At 40.0% G+C, this 17412-nt stretch carries 14 protein-coding genes; 6 read left to right on the forward strand and 8 right to left on the reverse strand.

All coding sequences use genetic code 11. From position 1 onward, the window contains the following. The first annotated feature begins 1 nt into the window (after window position 1). The gene (locus FHG08_RS00095; RefSeq protein WP_178956475.1) at window positions 2-1189 is read left to right on the forward strand and encodes a VWA domain-containing protein; all 1188 of its coding nucleotides are present in this window, start codon (window positions 2-4) and stop codon (window positions 1187-1189) included. 261 nt (window positions 1190-1450) lie between these two features. On the opposite strand, the gene FHG08_RS00100 is transcribed toward FHG08_RS00095, so the two are convergent. From FHG08_RS00100 to tkt, 6 genes are all read right to left on the reverse strand, one after another. After that, complete coding sequence (locus tag FHG08_RS00100) at window positions 1451-2029, reverse strand: hypothetical protein (RefSeq protein ID WP_178956476.1); 579 nt, start codon at window positions 2027-2029, stop codon at window positions 1451-1453. 1 nt (window position 2030) lies between these two features. Further along, entirely contained in the window at window positions 2031-2954 is a 924-nt protein-coding gene (locus FHG08_RS00105) for a hypothetical protein (protein ID WP_178956477.1), read from the reverse strand. A gap of 364 nt (window positions 2955-3318) precedes the next feature. Next, complete coding sequence (locus tag FHG08_RS00110) at window positions 3319-4551, reverse strand: NRAMP family divalent metal transporter (RefSeq protein WP_178956478.1); 1233 nt, start codon at window positions 4549-4551, stop codon at window positions 3319-3321. 142 nt (window positions 4552-4693) lie between these two features. Then, on the reverse strand, window positions 4694-5050 hold the full coding sequence (hpf, locus tag FHG08_RS00115) for a ribosome hibernation-promoting factor, HPF/YfiA family (protein WP_008110321.1): 357 nt from the start codon (window positions 5048-5050) through the stop codon (window positions 4694-4696). A gap of 190 nt (window positions 5051-5240) precedes the next feature. Beyond that, window positions 5241-5555, reverse strand: coding sequence for a pyrimidine/purine nucleoside phosphorylase (locus FHG08_RS00120; RefSeq protein ID WP_010387728.1), 315 nt, complete (start codon window positions 5553-5555; stop codon window positions 5241-5243). Window positions 5556-5990: 435 nt separating this feature from the next. Next, on the reverse strand, window positions 5991-7982 hold the full coding sequence (gene tkt / locus FHG08_RS00125) for a transketolase (RefSeq protein WP_178956479.1): 1992 nt from the start codon (window positions 7980-7982) through the stop codon (window positions 5991-5993). Between the two features lie 265 nt (window positions 7983-8247). Here tkt and metK point away from each other — a divergent pair, with 265 nt between their 5' ends. From metK to serA, 5 genes are all read left to right on the forward strand, one after another. Next, entirely contained in the window at window positions 8248-9399 is a 1152-nt protein-coding gene (gene metK / locus FHG08_RS00130; RefSeq protein WP_008110316.1) for a methionine adenosyltransferase, read from the forward strand. A gap of 139 nt (window positions 9400-9538) precedes the next feature. Next, window positions 9539-10084, forward strand: a complete 546-nt coding sequence (locus FHG08_RS00135; RefSeq protein WP_075169738.1) for a hypothetical protein — start codon at window positions 9539-9541, stop codon at window positions 10082-10084. 18 nt (window positions 10085-10102) lie between these two features. Next, the gene (locus FHG08_RS00140) at window positions 10103-10699 is read left to right on the forward strand and encodes a 5-formyltetrahydrofolate cyclo-ligase (RefSeq protein WP_178956480.1); all 597 of its coding nucleotides are present in this window, start codon (window positions 10103-10105) and stop codon (window positions 10697-10699) included. Between the two features lie 52 nt (window positions 10700-10751). Next, window positions 10752-11405: a ribose-5-phosphate isomerase RpiA gene (gene rpiA / locus FHG08_RS00145; RefSeq protein ID WP_138609384.1), complete on the forward strand. Its 654-nt coding sequence runs from the start codon at window positions 10752-10754 to the stop codon at window positions 11403-11405. A 9-nt stretch (window positions 11406-11414) separates the two neighbouring features. Next, entirely contained in the window at window positions 11415-12644 is a 1230-nt protein-coding gene (gene serA, locus FHG08_RS00150; RefSeq protein WP_178956481.1) for a phosphoglycerate dehydrogenase, read from the forward strand. Between the two features lie 152 nt (window positions 12645-12796). On the opposite strand, the gene FHG08_RS00155 is transcribed toward serA, so the two are convergent. Together FHG08_RS00155 and FHG08_RS00160 are read right to left on the reverse strand one after the other, a co-directional pair. Continuing rightward, window positions 12797-16120 (reverse strand): ligand-binding sensor domain-containing diguanylate cyclase, encoded by a 3324-nt coding sequence (locus FHG08_RS00155; protein ID WP_178956482.1) that lies wholly within the window; start codon window positions 16118-16120, stop codon window positions 12797-12799. Window positions 16121-16413: 293 nt separating this feature from the next. Further along, on the reverse strand, window positions 16414-17346 hold the full coding sequence (locus FHG08_RS00160; RefSeq protein ID WP_138608762.1) for a hypothetical protein: 933 nt from the start codon (window positions 17344-17346) through the stop codon (window positions 16414-16416). Between the last annotated feature and the right edge of the window lie 66 nt (window positions 17347-17412).

The raw sequence follows: 17412 nt of genomic DNA on the forward strand, positions 1-17412 counted from the left end.
GATGTTGATTGCATTTTTCTTCAAATTACGAGAATACCGCTTACCTGTGAGCCTGCGCGAACTACTCGATTTAATTAACGCTTTAAAACAAGGCGTTATATTTGCTGATGTAGACGCGTTTTATCATTTAGCACGCACTATTATGGTAAAAGACGAAACCCATTTTGACCGGTTCGATAAAGCCTTTAGCGATTACTTTAGCGGTATTGCCGACTTAGACCTACTCGAGAGCTTAAAACAACAACACAATTTACCGGAAGATTGGTTGCGTAAAGAGTTTGAAAAGCACCTAAGCGATGAAGAAAAAGCCCAACTAAAAGCCATGGGCGGGCTCGAAGAGCTAATGAAAACCCTAAAAGAGCGTTTAGAAGAACAGCAAAAACGCCATGCTGGCGGCAATAAGTGGGTAGGTACAGGCGGCACCTCGCCTTTTGGTGCATATGGTTATAACCCTGAGGGCGTTCGCATTGGTCAAGACGGCAGCCGCAATCGCCAAGCAGTAAAAGTGTGGGATAAGCGCGAATACCGTAACCTAGATTCTGACCGTGAAATTGGTTCACGCACTATAAAATTGGCGCTTAAAAAGCTCCGCAAATTTGCCCGTACTGGCGCAAGCGACACCCTTGATTTAAACGAGACTATTCGCGCGACCGCCAAGCAAGGCGGCATGCTCGATGTCAAAATGGCCCCCGAGCGCCACAACGCGGTAAAAGTATTGATGCTGTTTGATATTGGCGGTTCAATGGATGACTACATTCATACCTGTGAAGAGTTATTTAGCGCCGCCCACAGCGAATTTAAACACTTAGAATTTTACTACTTTCATAACTGCTTATACGAGCACGTGTGGCAAGATAACCAACGCCGCCACTCAAACGTTATTGACACCATGACGCTGATCAACAAGTTCACCAGTGACTACAAAGTTATATTTGTTGGTGATGCCACTATGGGCCCGTATGAAATTGCCTATCCTGGCGGCTCAGTAGAGCATTGGAATGAAGAACCCGGCAGTGCATGGTTAAACCGAATCACCAATCACTTTGATAAAGTCGCGTGGCTCAACCCACAACCCGTTGAACACTGGCCGTATTATCAATCAATTGATTTTATAAAGCAGCTAATGAATAACCGCATGTACCCACTGAGTTTAGATGGGATAAGTAGAGCGATAAAAGAGCTGAGTTGATAGTTAATATCTATGGCAGCTCAGTGCTAGCAGCAGAGCTTCGGGCGTGAACCTATAACTTTGTTGGGTGGCGCCTTCGGCTTAACCAACCTACCTTTGACGTAGGTCGGATAAGTGGCGAAGCCACGCCATCCGACAAAAAAGATAAATTTATTAGAAACAACCCGACTTACCGCGTTAATGAACAACCGCATGTACCCACTTAGTTTAGATGGGGTAAGTAAAGCGATAAAAGAACTTAGTTAATGTATTTTAAGTAGTTCATACACCATATTTTTGATGGTATTCACTGAGCATGAGTTCTAATTGCTTCTCGAAGACTTCAATGGATGGTTTTTTTCCACTTAACCGCTGCTGCTTTAGCCATTCAAGTAATTCAATCCTTACTAAATAACCGTCTTCAATGCAGTAACTTGGGTCTGAAAGCCAAATTTTTGGAGCCCCTAGTGAAGCTCCTGAATACCAGTGACAAATGGAATAGCCTTCACTTTCAAGCTTATCACTAAGTTGCCAGCTGTAAATCCACCAGGTAATCAGAAATAGAGGGAAGCATCCTATAATAACAAACAGCCCCCTTCGCATCGATTTCTCTGATATATCACCATACATTCTTTGATAAATCCCGTAGATGAGTACAAAAAAAGCGGGCATCATAACTATCAAAGGAATTACTACAGGTTTAATTTTTAACGAAATTACATTTTCAGCAATAAGACTTAATGTGCTAATTTCTAATTCAAAGCTGTAGGCATAGAGAGTAATGATTAAACATAAAACGCCTATAGAAAACCACCCCTTTTTAGGGTTGACAGGTGAGAGTTGATTAGCCGAACTTGCCATTTTAGTATCGTCTTCCTGAGTAAGGAATACCAAATAAGCGGTGTATAAACTCAATTGGATTGTTATCGTACATTTGCTCAGCCCTATCTAATTCATATTTTAACTGAGACACACTATTTTTTATATTCTCTTCCATTACTCGCAAGCTATTTGACATTTTTTTAGTCATTTCATCAGAATCAATAAACGCATATGTTAAAAGGGTAAGTACAGTACCAATGATAACTACTGCTACCATTGGGCCTATAGCGAGCATTGCGGCAGTACCGCCTACATAAGTTGAAATTAGTCCCCAAGCAATTCCAGACGATACAGCAGCAATACTTATATCTACAGCCATACCACCAATAAAATCATGCCATGTAGCTTTATCATTAATCATTTGCTCAATACTGTGAAAAAATGCTGAAATGATTATAGTGACAACAAAACCACCTTTAATGGCTTTTTCAACACCCAATTTACCAATTCCAAATGAAACAACTTTAGGATTATGTGCCAAATACTTGGTACCTGTTAAGTGTTTTCTCAGACCTGCATAACCTTTAAATATAATATGTGGCTTACCATTATAAGTCTTAATCTGATATTTAGAAAAAACGTTCCCACTACGACTCACTTCTAAAGCAAGAGCTCCAAGAGCTGCAACATCTAATGTAACTGGAACTGCCGCAGAATATAATTTAGCCGACTCTTTATACTTATTAATGGTATCCGAATTAATATTTGCTTTAACTAATATTCTCTCAATCCACTCACTGATTTGAAACTGGTTCATTCCATTCAATCTTTTTACATTAATAATAAAGTCAAAGAATTCAGTTGTATTCATTTGTACAAATGTATATTCATTTTTGCCAATAGCGGCCTGAATTTGTCTTTGTCTTTGTAATTGTTGAATAGCTTTTCTAGCGTGTGCAGACATGTTAAATTTCCTTATAAATAAATCCTAATATTTCACCACTGAATTAAAACAGCCATGAAAGTAAAACGTTTAATAGTGTACCTAAAAAAACTTGCCCCAGCAATTTTCGCCCTTAACCTTTAGACCAACAATAACCTAAACTAAAGATACCGATACTGTAATTTATAAAAATACTAAAAGAAGAAGCATGGCACTTCTTTTCATAATCAGAATAATTGTTTTTAATCCTCCTTATTAAATATAGTCGAGCATGAGCGCTTTAAGATTGGATATTATCAAATAGAGCCAAAGCTATTATTAATCCTATAACCTCCATTAAATTTATACCTTAAAGGTTGCTTAAAGCTCTGTTATGTCAGTAAAATCACATCAACTTCCAAACCACAAACGCCATAGCAAAACCAACCAAGTACACCAAGCCTAACCAGGTTAAGCCACGCAAAAGTAGACTGTGTTTAATCGCAGGCTCTGAGCGAACTAGGCTGAAGTTAAGCCATGCAAAAACCGGTGTGGTTACAAACGCAAGCGTCATGGCAAAGGTAAGCATGGGCCCAAGAGCTGATTTAAAAAATAAGATCACCGCCATACCGGCCAATGCTTGTAATATAAGCCACGTATTTAAGCTGTGTTTTGATTGCTTAAAACCTAGAAGTTTATGCGATTCGTTAAGTGTCCGGGCGTAACCGTCAAGCACGGTGAGTGTGGTGCCAAACATACACAAAAACGCGATGGCTGATACCAAAGGCCTTGCCCACTCGCCAATAGTAAGTGCATACATATCAATCAGCTGTTTAGCAAAGGCTACACCGCCAAGCTCTATATTACTGCTTTGCCCATATTGCACTAACGCACCTAAACTAAAAAATACCAGCGCAAGCCCGGCAGTTAACCAATAACCTACATTAAAATCGAATAAGCCTTGGCTTTTAGTCACACTTTGCTGAGTTTGTTTTTCTTTAAGCCACAACGAGCTCAGAGCCGAAATTTCAATAGGCGCTGGCATCCACCCCATTAAGGCAACCATAAAGCCTAACATGGCAAGTTCATACGGTGAGGGACCAACATAGTTTACAGGCGCTACAGGGCCGTTATTTATAGCAATAATTAATGCTGTTATGGTTGCTATAGTAAGTAGCCCCATAATAGCTTTTGCAACATTATCGAGTGCTTTAAAGTGCCCTAGTAATAATATAATTAAACACACAGCCGATATTAACCAGCACAATAAGGTAACGGGAATACTAATAGGTAATGCGTAGTGTAATAAGCTCGCAGTAAGCAACAATACGCCCGCGGTATTTACCACCGCGGCAATAATATTGAGGGCAATAAAACTGTAAAAATAGCCAGGCCCTTGGTTTTTATACCCTTCGACTAAACTATTTTTAGTAGCGAGTGTGTATTCCATACCAAAACGAAAAAACGGGTACTTTAAAACGTTAACCACCACAATAAGCCAAAATAGCTGCCAGCCAAATAATGCGCCAGCTTGAGTCGATGCAACTAAGTGTGAGCCACCAATGGCAGCGGTAGCCATTAAAATACCTGGGCCGAGCGCTCCTAACCGAGACTTCCATGTGCTTTGTGTGTACTGCATTAACTTCTCAAATTTGGTGTGTTATGTGCTTTTATTATTAATTTTAATCATTAATAAACTGTGTGAATGCATAACTTACCTAATTTACAGACAATAAAAAAGAGCCCTTAGGCTCTTTTTAAAAATAACACATTGTTAGTTATTAATTTAAATCCATCTCTTGGATGATTTCATGTGCTATTTCAGGTGTGGTACTTACAGGCTTTTCATGTAAGTTCGCTTTTATTTGCCCTTTACGATGCTTTAGTGCGGCATCGAGTTTTTTAGCTGCGCTGGAAATAGCTGGGTACATAACCTCGTTTTCCCCTTTAACCGATATTCGCGCACCTTCATAATTAGTACTAATTTCTGCTTGGAACTTGTGATGCTCTTTTGAAAGAATAATGTCGAGCGCTATCAATGATGGAAAATGACTCTCAATTTTAGAAAACTTTTCGTTAATGTGTTCTTTAATAGAATCAGTAACGTCAACATGGTGACCAGAAAGATTAATTTTCATAGGGTATCCTTTTTTATGTTACCTCATAGTTAGTATTGGGGGCTAAACGAATTAACACAAGAGAAAATAGCTAAATTTAGCAATTATTTATTACCCCACCTGATTTAGATCATTCATTTAGCATTAAGTATGCAAAAAGCCGCGTGATAGCGGCTTTTCAGAGGTGCTGATAATTCAACCAATTATGTAATTAATCTGTGTATGAACAACAATAATCTGCAAAATCACTTACTTTTACATGAAAGCTAACATTAGCATCAACATTAAATGACTCACCCGCATTAAATGTTTTCCACTCGCTTTCACCTGGTAATAACACATCCCACTGCCCTGCAAGTAATTCCATGCACTCTTTTTGGTTGGTATTAAACTCAAATTCACCGGGTTGCATAAAACCCAAGGTTTTCGCTTCACCATTTCCTAAAAGCACAGTTCGGCTTGATACTTTGCCATCAAAATATACATTGGCTTTTTTAACCACACTAACGTTATCGAACTTTGGCATGTTAACTCCTGTTATTAATTTATAATTTTGCTACCTCCACAGTGCCTGATACACAAAAGCCTTGCAAGTTAAGTGCTGTGAAAATTACTCACTTAGCAGCCAAAAGATTAAAAATGAACGACTTTATAGGGGAATTTGCTTCGAGCAACGGGCTAAACTTTTCGAACAGGTCTTTTAATGATTTGTGCACAAAGAGGACTATGAGACGCTACGCTTTAGAGAAGTGATCAAACAGCAGAATTGACTTTGTAATTTAGGTTTTGTATTGCCTCATTTTCTTCTCATTTACTTCTCTGTGTTCAAATAAATTTTTAATGATTTATGCACAAAGAGGGCTAGAAACACTGCGCTTTAGAGGCAGTGATAAAAGTACAACTCATAAAAAAGCCCGCTCTGTTTTACACAGCGCGGGCTTTTTTATGTTAAAGCAGTCGCTTAAAACAATGCGTTTGCTTTGTTAACGATGTTTTCTACGGTGAAGCCGAAGAATTCAAATAGCTCGTTAGCTGGTGCCGACTCGCCAAAGGTGGTCATACCGACTACGGCGCCATTTAGACCTACGTACTTGTACCAGTAATCAGCAATACCCGCTTCAATCGCTACGCGACGTGAAACGCTTGCTGGTAATACGCTTTCTTTGTACTCAGGCGATTGATCTTCAAACGCATCAGTACACGGCATAGATACAACACGTACCTTTTTACCCTGCGCACGTAGCTCTTTCGCAGAGTCTTGCGCTAGTTGTACTTCAGAGCCGGTAGCAATAAGAATAAGCTCTGGGTTGCCGTCACAACTTAGGATGTAACCACCCTTTTTAACGTCGCTTAATTGCTGTGCATCACGTGCTTGTTGCTCTAAGCCTTGGCGAGTAAAGATTAATGATGTAGGACCGTCTTTACGTTCAATAGCTTGTTGCCATGCAATTGCCGATTCAACTTGGTCACATGGGCGCCAATTGTAAAGGTTAGGCGTTAAACGCATGCTGGCAATTTGCTCTACAGGTTGGTGAGTTGGACCATCTTCACCTAAACCAATTGAATCGTGCGTGTATACAAAAATGCTTGGTTGCTTCATTAATGCAGCCATACGAACCGCGTTGCGTGCGTATTCCATAAACATTAAGAACGTTGCACCGTAAGGAATAAAGCCTTTATGAAGTGCAATACCATTCATAATTGCCGACATACCAAACTCACGCACACCGTAGTAAACGTAGTTACCACTTGCATCGTCTGCCGTTAAGCCTTTAGAGCCATCCCAAATTGTTAAGTTTGAACCTGCTAAATCGGCAGAGCCACCCATAAACTCAGGTAGTAACGGACCAAATGCGTTTAATGCATTTTGCGATGCTTTACGTGATGCTGGATTTGCTGGGTTTGCTTGTAACTGCTCAATATACGCTTGTGACTTTTCAGCCCAATCAGCGGGTAAATCTGAATTTGTACGGCGTTTGTATTCAGCTGCTAGCTCTGGGAATGCTTGCTCGTAGGCAGCAAATTTCTCATCCCAGCTTGCTTCAAGCTGTTGGCCTTTTTCTTTGTTATCCCACTGTGCATAAATGTCAGCAGGGATTTCAAATGCATCACCCGTCCAACCTAAGAACTCGCGAGATGCTTTAATTTCGTCATCACCTAATGGTGCGCCATGACAATCGTGGCTACCTGATTTATTAGGTGAGCCATATCCAATTACTGTTTTACAACAAATTAGCGTTGGTTTGTCAGTCACGCTTTTTGCTTCGCTAATTGCAGCACTTACAGCATCGCTGTTGTGGCCATCAACGTCGCTAATTACATGCCAGCCGTATGCTTTAAAACGTGCTGGTGTGTCATCGCTAAACCAGCCTTCAACTTCACCGTCGATTGAAATGCCGTTGTCATCCCAAAATGCCACTAACTTGCCTAGGCCTAATGTGCCAGCAAGCGAACAGGCTTCATGAGAAATACCTTCCATTAAACAACCATCACCCATAAATGCGTAAGTGTGGTGATCAACAATGTCATGGCCTTCACGGTTAAATTGAGCGGCTAATGCTTTTTCAGCAATTGCCATACCTACGGCATTTGTGATCCCTTGACCTAATGGACCCGTAGTGGTCTCAATTCCTGGCGCGTATCCATATTCTGGGTGGCCTGGTGTTTTAGAGTGCATTTGGCGGAAGTTTTTAATTTCGTCCAGTGGTAAATCATAACCACTTAAATGCAATAGAGAATAAATTAGCATTGAACCGTGACCATTTGAGAGTATAAATCGATCTCGGTCAGCCCACTCTGGATTTGTTGGGTTATGTTTTAGATAATCGCGCCATAATACTTCTGCGATATCAGCCATGCCCATAGGGGCTCCAGGGTGACCAGATTTGGCCTTTTGTACTGCGTCCATTGACAAGACGCGAATAGCATTTGCAAGTTCTTTGCGAGATGGCATGAATTCTCCTACCTTTATATGTATTTGCGCGGGTATTTATATACCTCCATTCTTACTTATTGTAGGGGCTGTGTGCAATTAAAAACCCATAAAAATAGGACATTATGAATATTTTTTAAGAACCTTTTACTATTATATATTTTATTTAGACGTCTAGGCGTAAAAAAACTATGCAAGTTCGCTTGTTTTAGATAAAATACGCGCCTTAATTTTTTAGCGCTAATACCGACGTTTGTGAAGCGCAATATTTGTGAGCATAATTACAATGGCAAAACATTTATTTACTTCTGAATCTGTTTCTGAAGGTCATCCGGATAAAATCGCCGATCAAATTTCTGATGCGGTACTTGATGCTATCCTAGAGCAAGACTCTCATGCCCGTGTAGCGTGTGAAACTTACGTTAAAACCGGTATGGTTATGGTTGGTGGTGAAATCACTACTAGCGCATGGGTTGATATCGAAGAAATTACACGTAAAACAGTACGTGAAATTGGTTACACACACTCAGATATGGGCTTTGATGCCGATTCGTGTGCAATTTTAAACACTATTGGTAAACAGTCTCCAGACATTAACCAAGGTGTTGACCGTACAAGCCCTGAAGAGCAAGGCGCTGGCGACCAAGGCTTAATGTTTGGTTACGCATGTAACGAAACTGAAGTATTAATGCCTGCTCCAATTACTTATTCTCACCGTTTAGTGCAGCGTCAAGCTGAAGTTCGTAAAAGCGGCGAGCTTAACTGGTTACGTCCAGATGCAAAATCACAAGTTACATTTGCATACGAAAATGGCAAGCCAGTAGGTATTGATGCCGTTGTACTTTCTACTCAGCACAGCGAAGATGTATCGCAAAATGACTTAGTAGAAGCGGTAATGGAAACAATTATTAAGCCAGTACTTCCTGCTGAGCTTATTACTAGCGCAACTAAATTTTTCATTAACCCAACGGGTCGTTTTGTTATTGGTGGCCCAATGGGTGACTGTGGTTTAACTGGTCGTAAAATCATTGTAGATACATACGGTGGCATGGCTCGTCACGGTGGTGGTGCTTTCTCTGGTAAAGATCCATCAAAAGTTGACCGCTCAGCGGCTTATGCTGCACGTTACGTTGCTAAAAACATTGTTGCTGCAGGCCTTGCTGATAAGTGTGAACTTCAAGTGTCTTACGCTATTGGTGTTGCAGAGCCTACTTCTATCAGTGTTGAAACATTTGGCACAGGTAAATTAGAAGAAGCGCGTTTAATTGAACTTATTCGTGAACACTTTGACTTACGCCCTTACGGTCTAATTCAAATGCTTGATCTTGAGCGCCCTATTTATCTTCCAACAGCGGCTTACGGCCACTTTGGTCGTGACGAATTCCCATGGGAACGCACAGATAAAGCAGACGCACTTCGCGCAGCAGCTGGTCTATAAGCCACTTAGCTAATATTTAAACGGCCCTTTTTAGGGCCGTTTTGCTATGTGTACTAAGTTAGTCGTAAAACAGTCTCGAACTGTTTAACATTTTAGGTATATACTCTGCTTATACAATAAAGCGTATTAGGGATAAAAAATGGCCGACAATTTTCGTGTTATATTTGTAGGACTTGCAGAAGGTGCAGACAGCCAAGCAGTGACCACTGCACTGACAGAAAAGCTGAAAACCTCGCCAGAAAAAGTGGCTGCTTTTTTTGATGGCAAACCGTTATTTGCCCCTTGCCCCAAAGATAAAGCACTCAAGCAAGCTAAGTTACTTTCAACGCTGGGGATTAAAAGCAAACTTCAGCAAGCTGCGGCTACACAAACGGCACCTCAAACAGCTTACGACAGCCAGCGAGATCAGCGCTTATTTGACGCCCTAGATTACATTACCAGTAGCCTAATTCGCCTTGAAGAAAAACTAGAAGATATTGAGCAACGCCTCCCTGAAGTTGAATTATCATTACCTGATGAAAACAATGAAGTATGGGAAGATGACGATTTAATGCTTGATGAGCCCCTCTCTACTGAGCCCAAAAAACGCGGCAACCTTGTTTTATATTCGCTGATTTCTACAGCCGTAATATTGCTTATTGTACTTGCTATGTACTTATTATTTCCTAATTTATTCTCTTTTTAATTACGGTTAAGCTATTTAATGAGTAATAATCGCGCACAAATAAGACACGATATTCGTAAAGCACGTAATAACCTATCAAAAAAACAGCAAGAATTAGCCGCCGAATCGCTTAAAGTGAATTTTATTCAACACTTAAAAAGCATAAATTCGGCCAAAAAAAGTCATATCGCGCTTTATTTAAGTAATGATGGAGAATTAGATACCTCATTGTTAATTAATGAATTATGGAACACTGACCAGGCTATTTACTTGCCCGTAATTCATCCATTTAATGGGGCTAATTTACTATTTCAACGCTATGAAAAAAACTCACCCATGAGAGCAAATCGCTATGGTATCTTGGAGCCTAAGTTGAACTGCTCTCAAATATGCCCCTTACCTGAGCTTGATTACGTTCTAATGCCATTAGTGGCATTTGATAAATTTGGTAATCGCCTTGGAATGGGAGGTGGGTTTTACGATAGAACATTGGCACGTTTATACGAACAACACTGGCAACAACCGCAACTTATTGGCCTCGCACATGCGTGCCAACAAGTCGATGAGTTACCGATTGAATCGTGGGATGTACCACTAAAAACGATCATAACACCCGATAAAATCTACTGTTGGTAACAACTAACCTTGTAAACTAACAGCCTATTTTGACACCAATGAGCAGACAACAATGACACAAGATGAATTAAAAAAAGCAGCTGCGTGGGCTGCACTCGAGTTTGTAAAAGAAAACACCATAGTAGGTGTAGGTACAGGCTCAACCGTTAATCACTTTATTGATGCCCTAGGCACAGTTAAAGACACCATCGTTGGTGCAGTATCAAGTTCAGAAGCATCTACAGCGCGCTTAAAAGAGCTTGGCATAGAAGTGTTTGAGCTTAACGATGTAGCAGCACTTGATGTATACGTTGATGGCGCAGATGAAATTAACGCCTTAAATGAAATGATCAAAGGCGGCGGTGCGGCGCTTACCCGCGAAAAAATAGTGGCAGCTGTAGCAAAACAGTTTGTATGTATTGTTGATGATACAAAACTAGTCGATACCTTAGGAGACTTCCCTCTTCCGGTTGAAGTTATTCCGATGGCACGTAGCTACGTTGCCCGTGAATTATTAAAACTAGGTGGTGACCCAGTTTATCGCCAAGGTGTAGTAACCGATAACGGCAACGTTATTTTAGATGTACATAATTTAAAAATTACCCATGCTAAACAGCTTGAAACACAAATAAATCAAATTGTTGGCGTAGTCACCAACGGCCTATTTGCAGAGCGCGGTGCTGATAAAGTAATTATCGGCACTAAAAATGGGCCACAAATTAAATAGGATATGGTTATGAGTAAGGTATCGTTAGCAAAAGACAAAATTAAAATTCTCTTGCTTGAAGGTGTTCACCAAAGCGCTGTTGAAACGCTAAAACGTAACGGTTATAGCAATATCGACTACGTTAAAACATCGTTGCCAGAGGACGAACTTATAGAGCGCATTAAAGATGTGCACTTTGTAGGGCTTCGTTCTCGTACTCATATTAACGAATCTGTATTAAACGCAGCTGAAAAGCTAGTTGCTGTAGGTTGTTTTTGTATTGGCACAAACCAAGTAGATTTAAACGCAGCGCGTGAGCGTGGTATTGCGGTATTTAATGCACCGTTTTCAAATACTCGCTCTGTAGCTGAGCTTGTACTTGGTGAAATATTGCTGTTATTACGTGGTATTCCACAGCGTAATGCCGCTGCCCATCGTGGCGGCTGGTTAAAAACAGCTAATGGCTCGTTTGAAGCACGCGGCAAAACCTTAGGTATTATTGGTTACGGTCACATTGGAACTCAGTTAGGTATTATGGCTGAAAATATTGGTATGAACGTGGAGTATTACGACATTGAAGACAAACTATCTTTAGGTAATGCTACACAAGTACATAACTTAACGCAGCTGTTGCAACGCGCTGATATTATTAGCTTACATGTTCCAGAGACACCGCAAACTAAAAACCTAATTGGTACAGCAGAGCTTGCCGTGATGAAGCAAGGGTCTATTTTAATTAATGCTTCTCGCGGTACTGTGGTTGACATTAACGCCCTAGCTGAAGCACTAACAGAGAAGAAACTTAGCGGTGCAGCCATTGATGTATTCCCAGTTGAGCCTAAATCAAACGATGAAGAGTTTATTTCGCCACTACGTGAATTCGACAACGTTATTTTAACGCCGCACATTGGGGGTTCTACTCAAGAAGCACAGGAAAACATTGGTATTGAAGTAGCAGGTAAACTCGCTAAGTACTCAGATAATGGCTCAACCATTACTGCAGTTAACTTCCCTGAAGTATCATTGCCTGAACTTGCCAACCGTAGCCGCTTGCTACACGTGCATCACAACCGCCCTGGCGTGCTAACGCAAATTAACCAAGCGTTTGCTCAGCACGGTATTAATATTGCCGCACAGTACTTACAAACGGATGAAGCGATTGGTTACGTGGTTATTGACGTAGATACCGTTCAATCTGAAGTAGCACTAAAAGAACTTAGTGCCGTTGAGGGCACAATTAGAGCTCGTATTCTTCACTAAATAATCAGCTATCAGCTATCAGCTATCAGCTATCAGCTATCAGCTATCAGCTATCAGCTATCAGCTATCAGCTATCAGCTATCAGCTATCAGCTATCAGCTATCAGCTAAAATAATAAAAGCCGTACTTGAATAATCAAGTACGGCTTTTATTTACTGCCACTTTATTTGTATATTTTTGCTTAATGAGCTTTTTACTTGCAGATGATTAGTCTCAATTAATGCAGTTGTGTTCTCTGTAATCTGGGCAAATAAACCGTCCGCCTCGCAACTTATATTATCCAACCCTATCCATGCATTTCGATTGGAGTTCTTAGCGGCATATAAACAATGATCAGCAATGTCAACGACCCGCTCCCAACTCAATGCTTGAGGCCTATTGGGTAGAAATGGGTAGCTTGCAAACCCAATAGAGCAGGTTTTATTAATCGTTTCGCTATCACTAATTTTAAAAGCGTGTTTTTCTATAGCCGCTCTAAGTCTTTCGGCTAATTCAGCGGCATTATTACGTTCTGAAAAACGTGCAACGACTAAAAACTCCTCTCCGCCCCATCTAACACAATAATCTAACTCTCTAAATATCTGCTTTAAAACGTCCTTTATCTGCATTAATACGGCATCTCCGGCAGTATGGCCATAAACATCGTTAACTCGCTTAAAGTGATCAATATCAATAAGGAAAAAAATTAGATCGGCATCTTTAATAGTTGCTAGTGTTTTTTGCTCGCTGTGTTCAAAGTATTTACGATTGACCAGCTCTATATCAGCAAGTAAGTTATTGGCTAAAAATCGTCTATTGTAGAGTCCGGTTAATTCGTCGATAACACTTAACTTTACTAACTCTGCATTCGCTTGTTGTAACCCTAAAGTACGCTCTGCCACTTTAAGCTCTAGTTGCTCGTTTACTTTTTTAATAAAGTGCACTTTTTTATATTGCGCGCGCACAAATAACCAAATAGCCAACACAACTAAGACTACATAACCGGTGTAAGCCCACCACGACAACCAGGGTGGCGGTAGCACTTTGATTTTTAATGCTGTAGCAGTTTCATTCCAAACCCCATAAGGATTACTCGCTTTAACACGTAAAATATACTCCCCAGTAGGTAAATTAGTATAAGTTGCACGACGGTTTTTATAATCCGTTTTTATCCACTCGTTATCTAAACCAGCCATTTGAAATGCATATTGGTTTTTTTTCGAATTAGAAAAATACAGACCACTAAACTCAAAAGTAACTAAGTTTTGCTTATGAGTTAACGTTATTTCAGAAGTACTGTGAATTGCTTTTTCGAGGCTATATCCAGATCTAATGTTATTCACAATCTCTGTTTGGGTAGCCGTTTTACGTTTAACTTCACCTACTGGTACCGACTTATTCGACAGCAACATATCAGTAAAAACCACCTTTGGAGGTCGACTATCAATTTTAATATCATTTGGATAAAAACGATTAAACCCGTTAATACCACCAAAAAACAACTCGCCCGTTTTACTTTTAAATGAGGCATCTGCATTAAATTCATTGCTCTGCAAGCCGTCGCTAACGTTATAATTTTTAAAGCGTTTTGTTTTAGTATTTAAGTGCGAGAGTCCTTGGTTAGTGCTCAGCCAAATACCAGTATTATCTTCTTCAATTCGGTAAATGACATTATTTGCTAAGCCATCTTCTTCAAAATAATGAGTGAAACTTCCCGTTGCCTTATCAAGTAAATTTAAACCACTGGCTGTCCCTACCCAAATATTACCTAAATGGTCTTCTTTGATTGCGTAGACGGTATTATGACTTAAGCTTCGAGGGTTAGTATCTTGATGAGTGAAGTGAGTAAACGTTTGTGTATCAGGATTAAAATGATTAATTCCTTTCCATGTACCTAACCAAAGGTGACCACGACGATCCTCGGTGATCACTCGGATGGTATCATCATTTAAACTATTACTATTATTTGGATCATGATTGTAGTGAACAAACTGCTCTGTAAGAGGATTAAAACGACTCAATCCTTGCCATGAGCCTAACCATAAATATCCATCGCGATCTTCTGTTATTACACTAATAGCTTCTCCACGAACACTATTTATATTACTTGGATCATGGCGGAAGTGCTTAAATTTCTCTGTTGAAGGATCAAAACGACTTAACCCTCCTTGATCGGCCCCAAGCCACAAATAGCCTTGCTTATCTTGGGTTATTGCGTAAATACGATCGTCGTTTAAACTGTTGCTGCTGGTGTCATCATGTCGATAATGAGTAAACTTCTCAGAAGCTGAATTAAATTTATTAAGCCCACCTCCCCATGTACCTATCCATAATGACCCCTCACGGTCTTGGGTAATTGCTCTGATCATATTATGGCTAAGGCTGTAAGGGTCTGTTCTTTGGTGGTTGTAATGGGTAAACTGCCTAGCAATTGAATTTGAACGATTGAGACCTCCGCCGTCCATTCCTACCCACAAGTTATCATGCTGATCGTAAATAATTGCTCTAACAATATCGTTGCTTAAACTATTAGGATTTGTTGCATCATAACGATAATGAGTAAATTGTTTCTTGGTAATATTAAAATAATTAAGCCCACCACCTAGCGTAGCTAGCCATAGATTACCTTGTTTATCGGGCGTAATTGCATCGACATTGTTATCACTTAAACTGTTGTCGTTATTTGATTGATATTTATAATGGGTAAACTTTTTTTCTACTAAATTAAAATAACTTAAACCGCTACCACGTGTTCCTATCCACAAGTTATCTAAATCATCTATATGAATGGCACTAATAGTATTATTGCTAAGACTATTTATTTGATTAGGCTGATGACTATAATGGCTAAACAGTCCTGTTTTTGGACTGAAATGGTTAAGGCCCCCATTCCATGTTCCTATCCAAAGTGAGCCGTTATCATCCGAAGTTATAACACTAATCGCGTCATCGCTAATACTATTTTTAGTATCAGCTTGATGGCGATAATGAGTAAACTTTTTGGTACTGGGGTTAAACCGATTCAGGCCACCTTTATCTGTTCCAATCCATATATTGCCTTGCGAGTCTTGGGTAATAGCGTGCACTGAGTTATCGCTTAAACTATTTGCATCGTTTGGATCATGCATATAACGGATAAACCGCTCAGTAGTAGGATCAAAACGGTTAATACCACCTCCTCGTGTGCCTATCCATAATTCACCGTCTTTACCTTGAGTAATTACCTTAATATAGTTATTTGATAACGAATACAAATCATCTTTCTGTTTTTTAAAGACCTTAAACTCATAACCATCGTAACGCGCAAGGCCTTCCTCAGTTCCGATCCATAAAAACCCTTGCTGATCTTGTAAAATCGCTTTTGCACTGCTTTGTGGTAACCCATTTTCTATTGATAAGCGCTCAAAACGCACAGCAGGACCTGCAGCTAATACAGATGGGATCGAAAACACAATAACAAGCCACATTATGCACAAATACTTTATTTTTTTACTCAAACAGAAAACTCCAATTACCAGGGGCTGTTGTATTTCAGAATTAAAACTTGTTTCACCGAGGGGAGACTTTATCACGCTACGAGTTGGTAACTTAGTAGGCGAAGAAAATAAGCAGGCAAAGCTGCAGCGTCAAGCCCATGTCCCTTAGCAGAATCCAAGCAATCACCTTTCATTTAAAATAGTAGGTTACTTTACAAATATATATAATATTTAATTAATAAAGACACAAAAAAGCGCGAGCTAAACTCACGCTTTCATTATTTAACATGTAAAGTCTGGTTAATAACTAGTGCTTATTTGCCTTTAACTTCTAAGTTTATAAACTTAACCAGCTCTTCAGGTTGCCCTGCTAATATCATTAGCTGCTGATTTACTTCCATCATGGTTTTACCTTCCGGTAGTTTAGCCGAGACACTAAGCGAATTTAGGCCTTTAGCAAAGTCAGTTAATGCTTGTGCTATTTCTTCGGTTACCGGCGCTTGTTGTAACTGTTGAGCCAGCATCATTTGCATTTGCTCTAGTGTCATACCTTGTTTGGCTAGCTCACTTTCTAGCAAGGTACTTAACTCACCTTGATTATCGAGCATTACACTCAAAGTACGTGGCTCTAACTTGCTCATTGCTTGCATAATAAGTGTTTGCTGTTGTAACTCTTGCTCATAAGTAAGCGGGGTATCACCTGCTGTTTGCTGAGCTTTGCTTATTTCTAGTGAAGCATCCATAAGCGCTTTAGAATTAGCCAGTCCCATATTCATATCAATGCTGGCAATATCGTTGGCGTGTAGTTTAACAACTATATCGCTGTTTCCAGATTGTTCATCGTAATCTAATGATGAGTGTAAATCATAACTGGCCGAGGCAAGTTGTGTATTTGTATCTGCTGGCAGTGTAGCGACAAAACCTTCATCAAATTGGAAATTCTTTAGTGTAAAAGCAGTATGTGGCGATATTTTATCGGTTTCGTAACCTGTTACTTCCACATGCTCAACTGTGGCAATATTTTTACCCTCAGGGCTAGTCACTTCTATATTGCTAATAGCAACACTATTTGAAATAACACTCGCCGATAGCTCTGCATAGTTAAAGCTTGCACCTGTTTGCTCGCTAACCAAAGCCAACTGCTTATCAACCTCAGCGCGTACCTCTTGGGTTGCTACATAGTTTGCATAGCTTACGCCACCCACACCTGCAGCAATAATCGCGGCTGTAATCACTAATTTCTTCATGTTATTTCCTTATTCTGTATATAAGCGGTATTACTCTAAAGAGTAACATTGCTCGGCAGTCGCTGT

It is taken from the genome of Pseudoalteromonas sp. Scap03 (genome assembly GCF_013393115.1).
In the GTDB taxonomy this organism is placed as follows: Bacteria; Pseudomonadota; Gammaproteobacteria; order Enterobacterales; family Alteromonadaceae; genus Pseudoalteromonas.

Coding starts and splice junctions, on each gene's coding strand:
- FHG08_RS00095 (WP_178956475.1), top strand. CDS start 2: ATGTTGATTGCATTTTTCTTCAAATTACGAGAATACCGCTTACCTGTG.
- FHG08_RS00100 (WP_178956476.1), bottom strand. CDS start 2,029: ATGGCAAGTTCGGCTAATCAACTCTCACCTGTCAACCCTAAAAAGGGG.
- FHG08_RS00105 (WP_178956477.1), bottom strand. CDS start 2,954: ATGTCTGCACACGCTAGAAAAGCTATTCAACAATTACAAAGACAAAGA.
- FHG08_RS00110 (WP_178956478.1), bottom strand. CDS start 4,551: ATGCAGTACACACAAAGCACATGGAAGTCTCGGTTAGGAGCGCTCGGC.
- hpf (WP_008110321.1), bottom strand. CDS start 5,050: ATGAAAATTAATCTTTCTGGTCACCATGTTGACGTTACTGATTCTATT.
- FHG08_RS00120 (WP_010387728.1), bottom strand. CDS start 5,555: ATGCCAAAGTTCGATAACGTTAGTGTGGTTAAAAAAGCCAATGTATAT.
- tkt (WP_178956479.1), bottom strand. CDS start 7,982: ATGCCATCTCGCAAAGAACTTGCAAATGCTATTCGCGTCTTGTCAATG.
- metK (WP_008110316.1), top strand. CDS start 8,248: ATGGCAAAACATTTATTTACTTCTGAATCTGTTTCTGAAGGTCATCCG.
- FHG08_RS00135 (WP_075169738.1), top strand. CDS start 9,539: ATGGCCGACAATTTTCGTGTTATATTTGTAGGACTTGCAGAAGGTGCA.
- FHG08_RS00140 (WP_178956480.1), top strand. CDS start 10,103: ATGAGTAATAATCGCGCACAAATAAGACACGATATTCGTAAAGCACGT.
- rpiA (WP_138609384.1), top strand. CDS start 10,752: ATGACACAAGATGAATTAAAAAAAGCAGCTGCGTGGGCTGCACTCGAG.
- serA (WP_178956481.1), top strand. CDS start 11,415: ATGAGTAAGGTATCGTTAGCAAAAGACAAAATTAAAATTCTCTTGCTT.
- FHG08_RS00160 (WP_138608762.1), bottom strand. CDS start 17,346: ATGAAGAAATTAGTGATTACAGCCGCGATTATTGCTGCAGGTGTGGGT.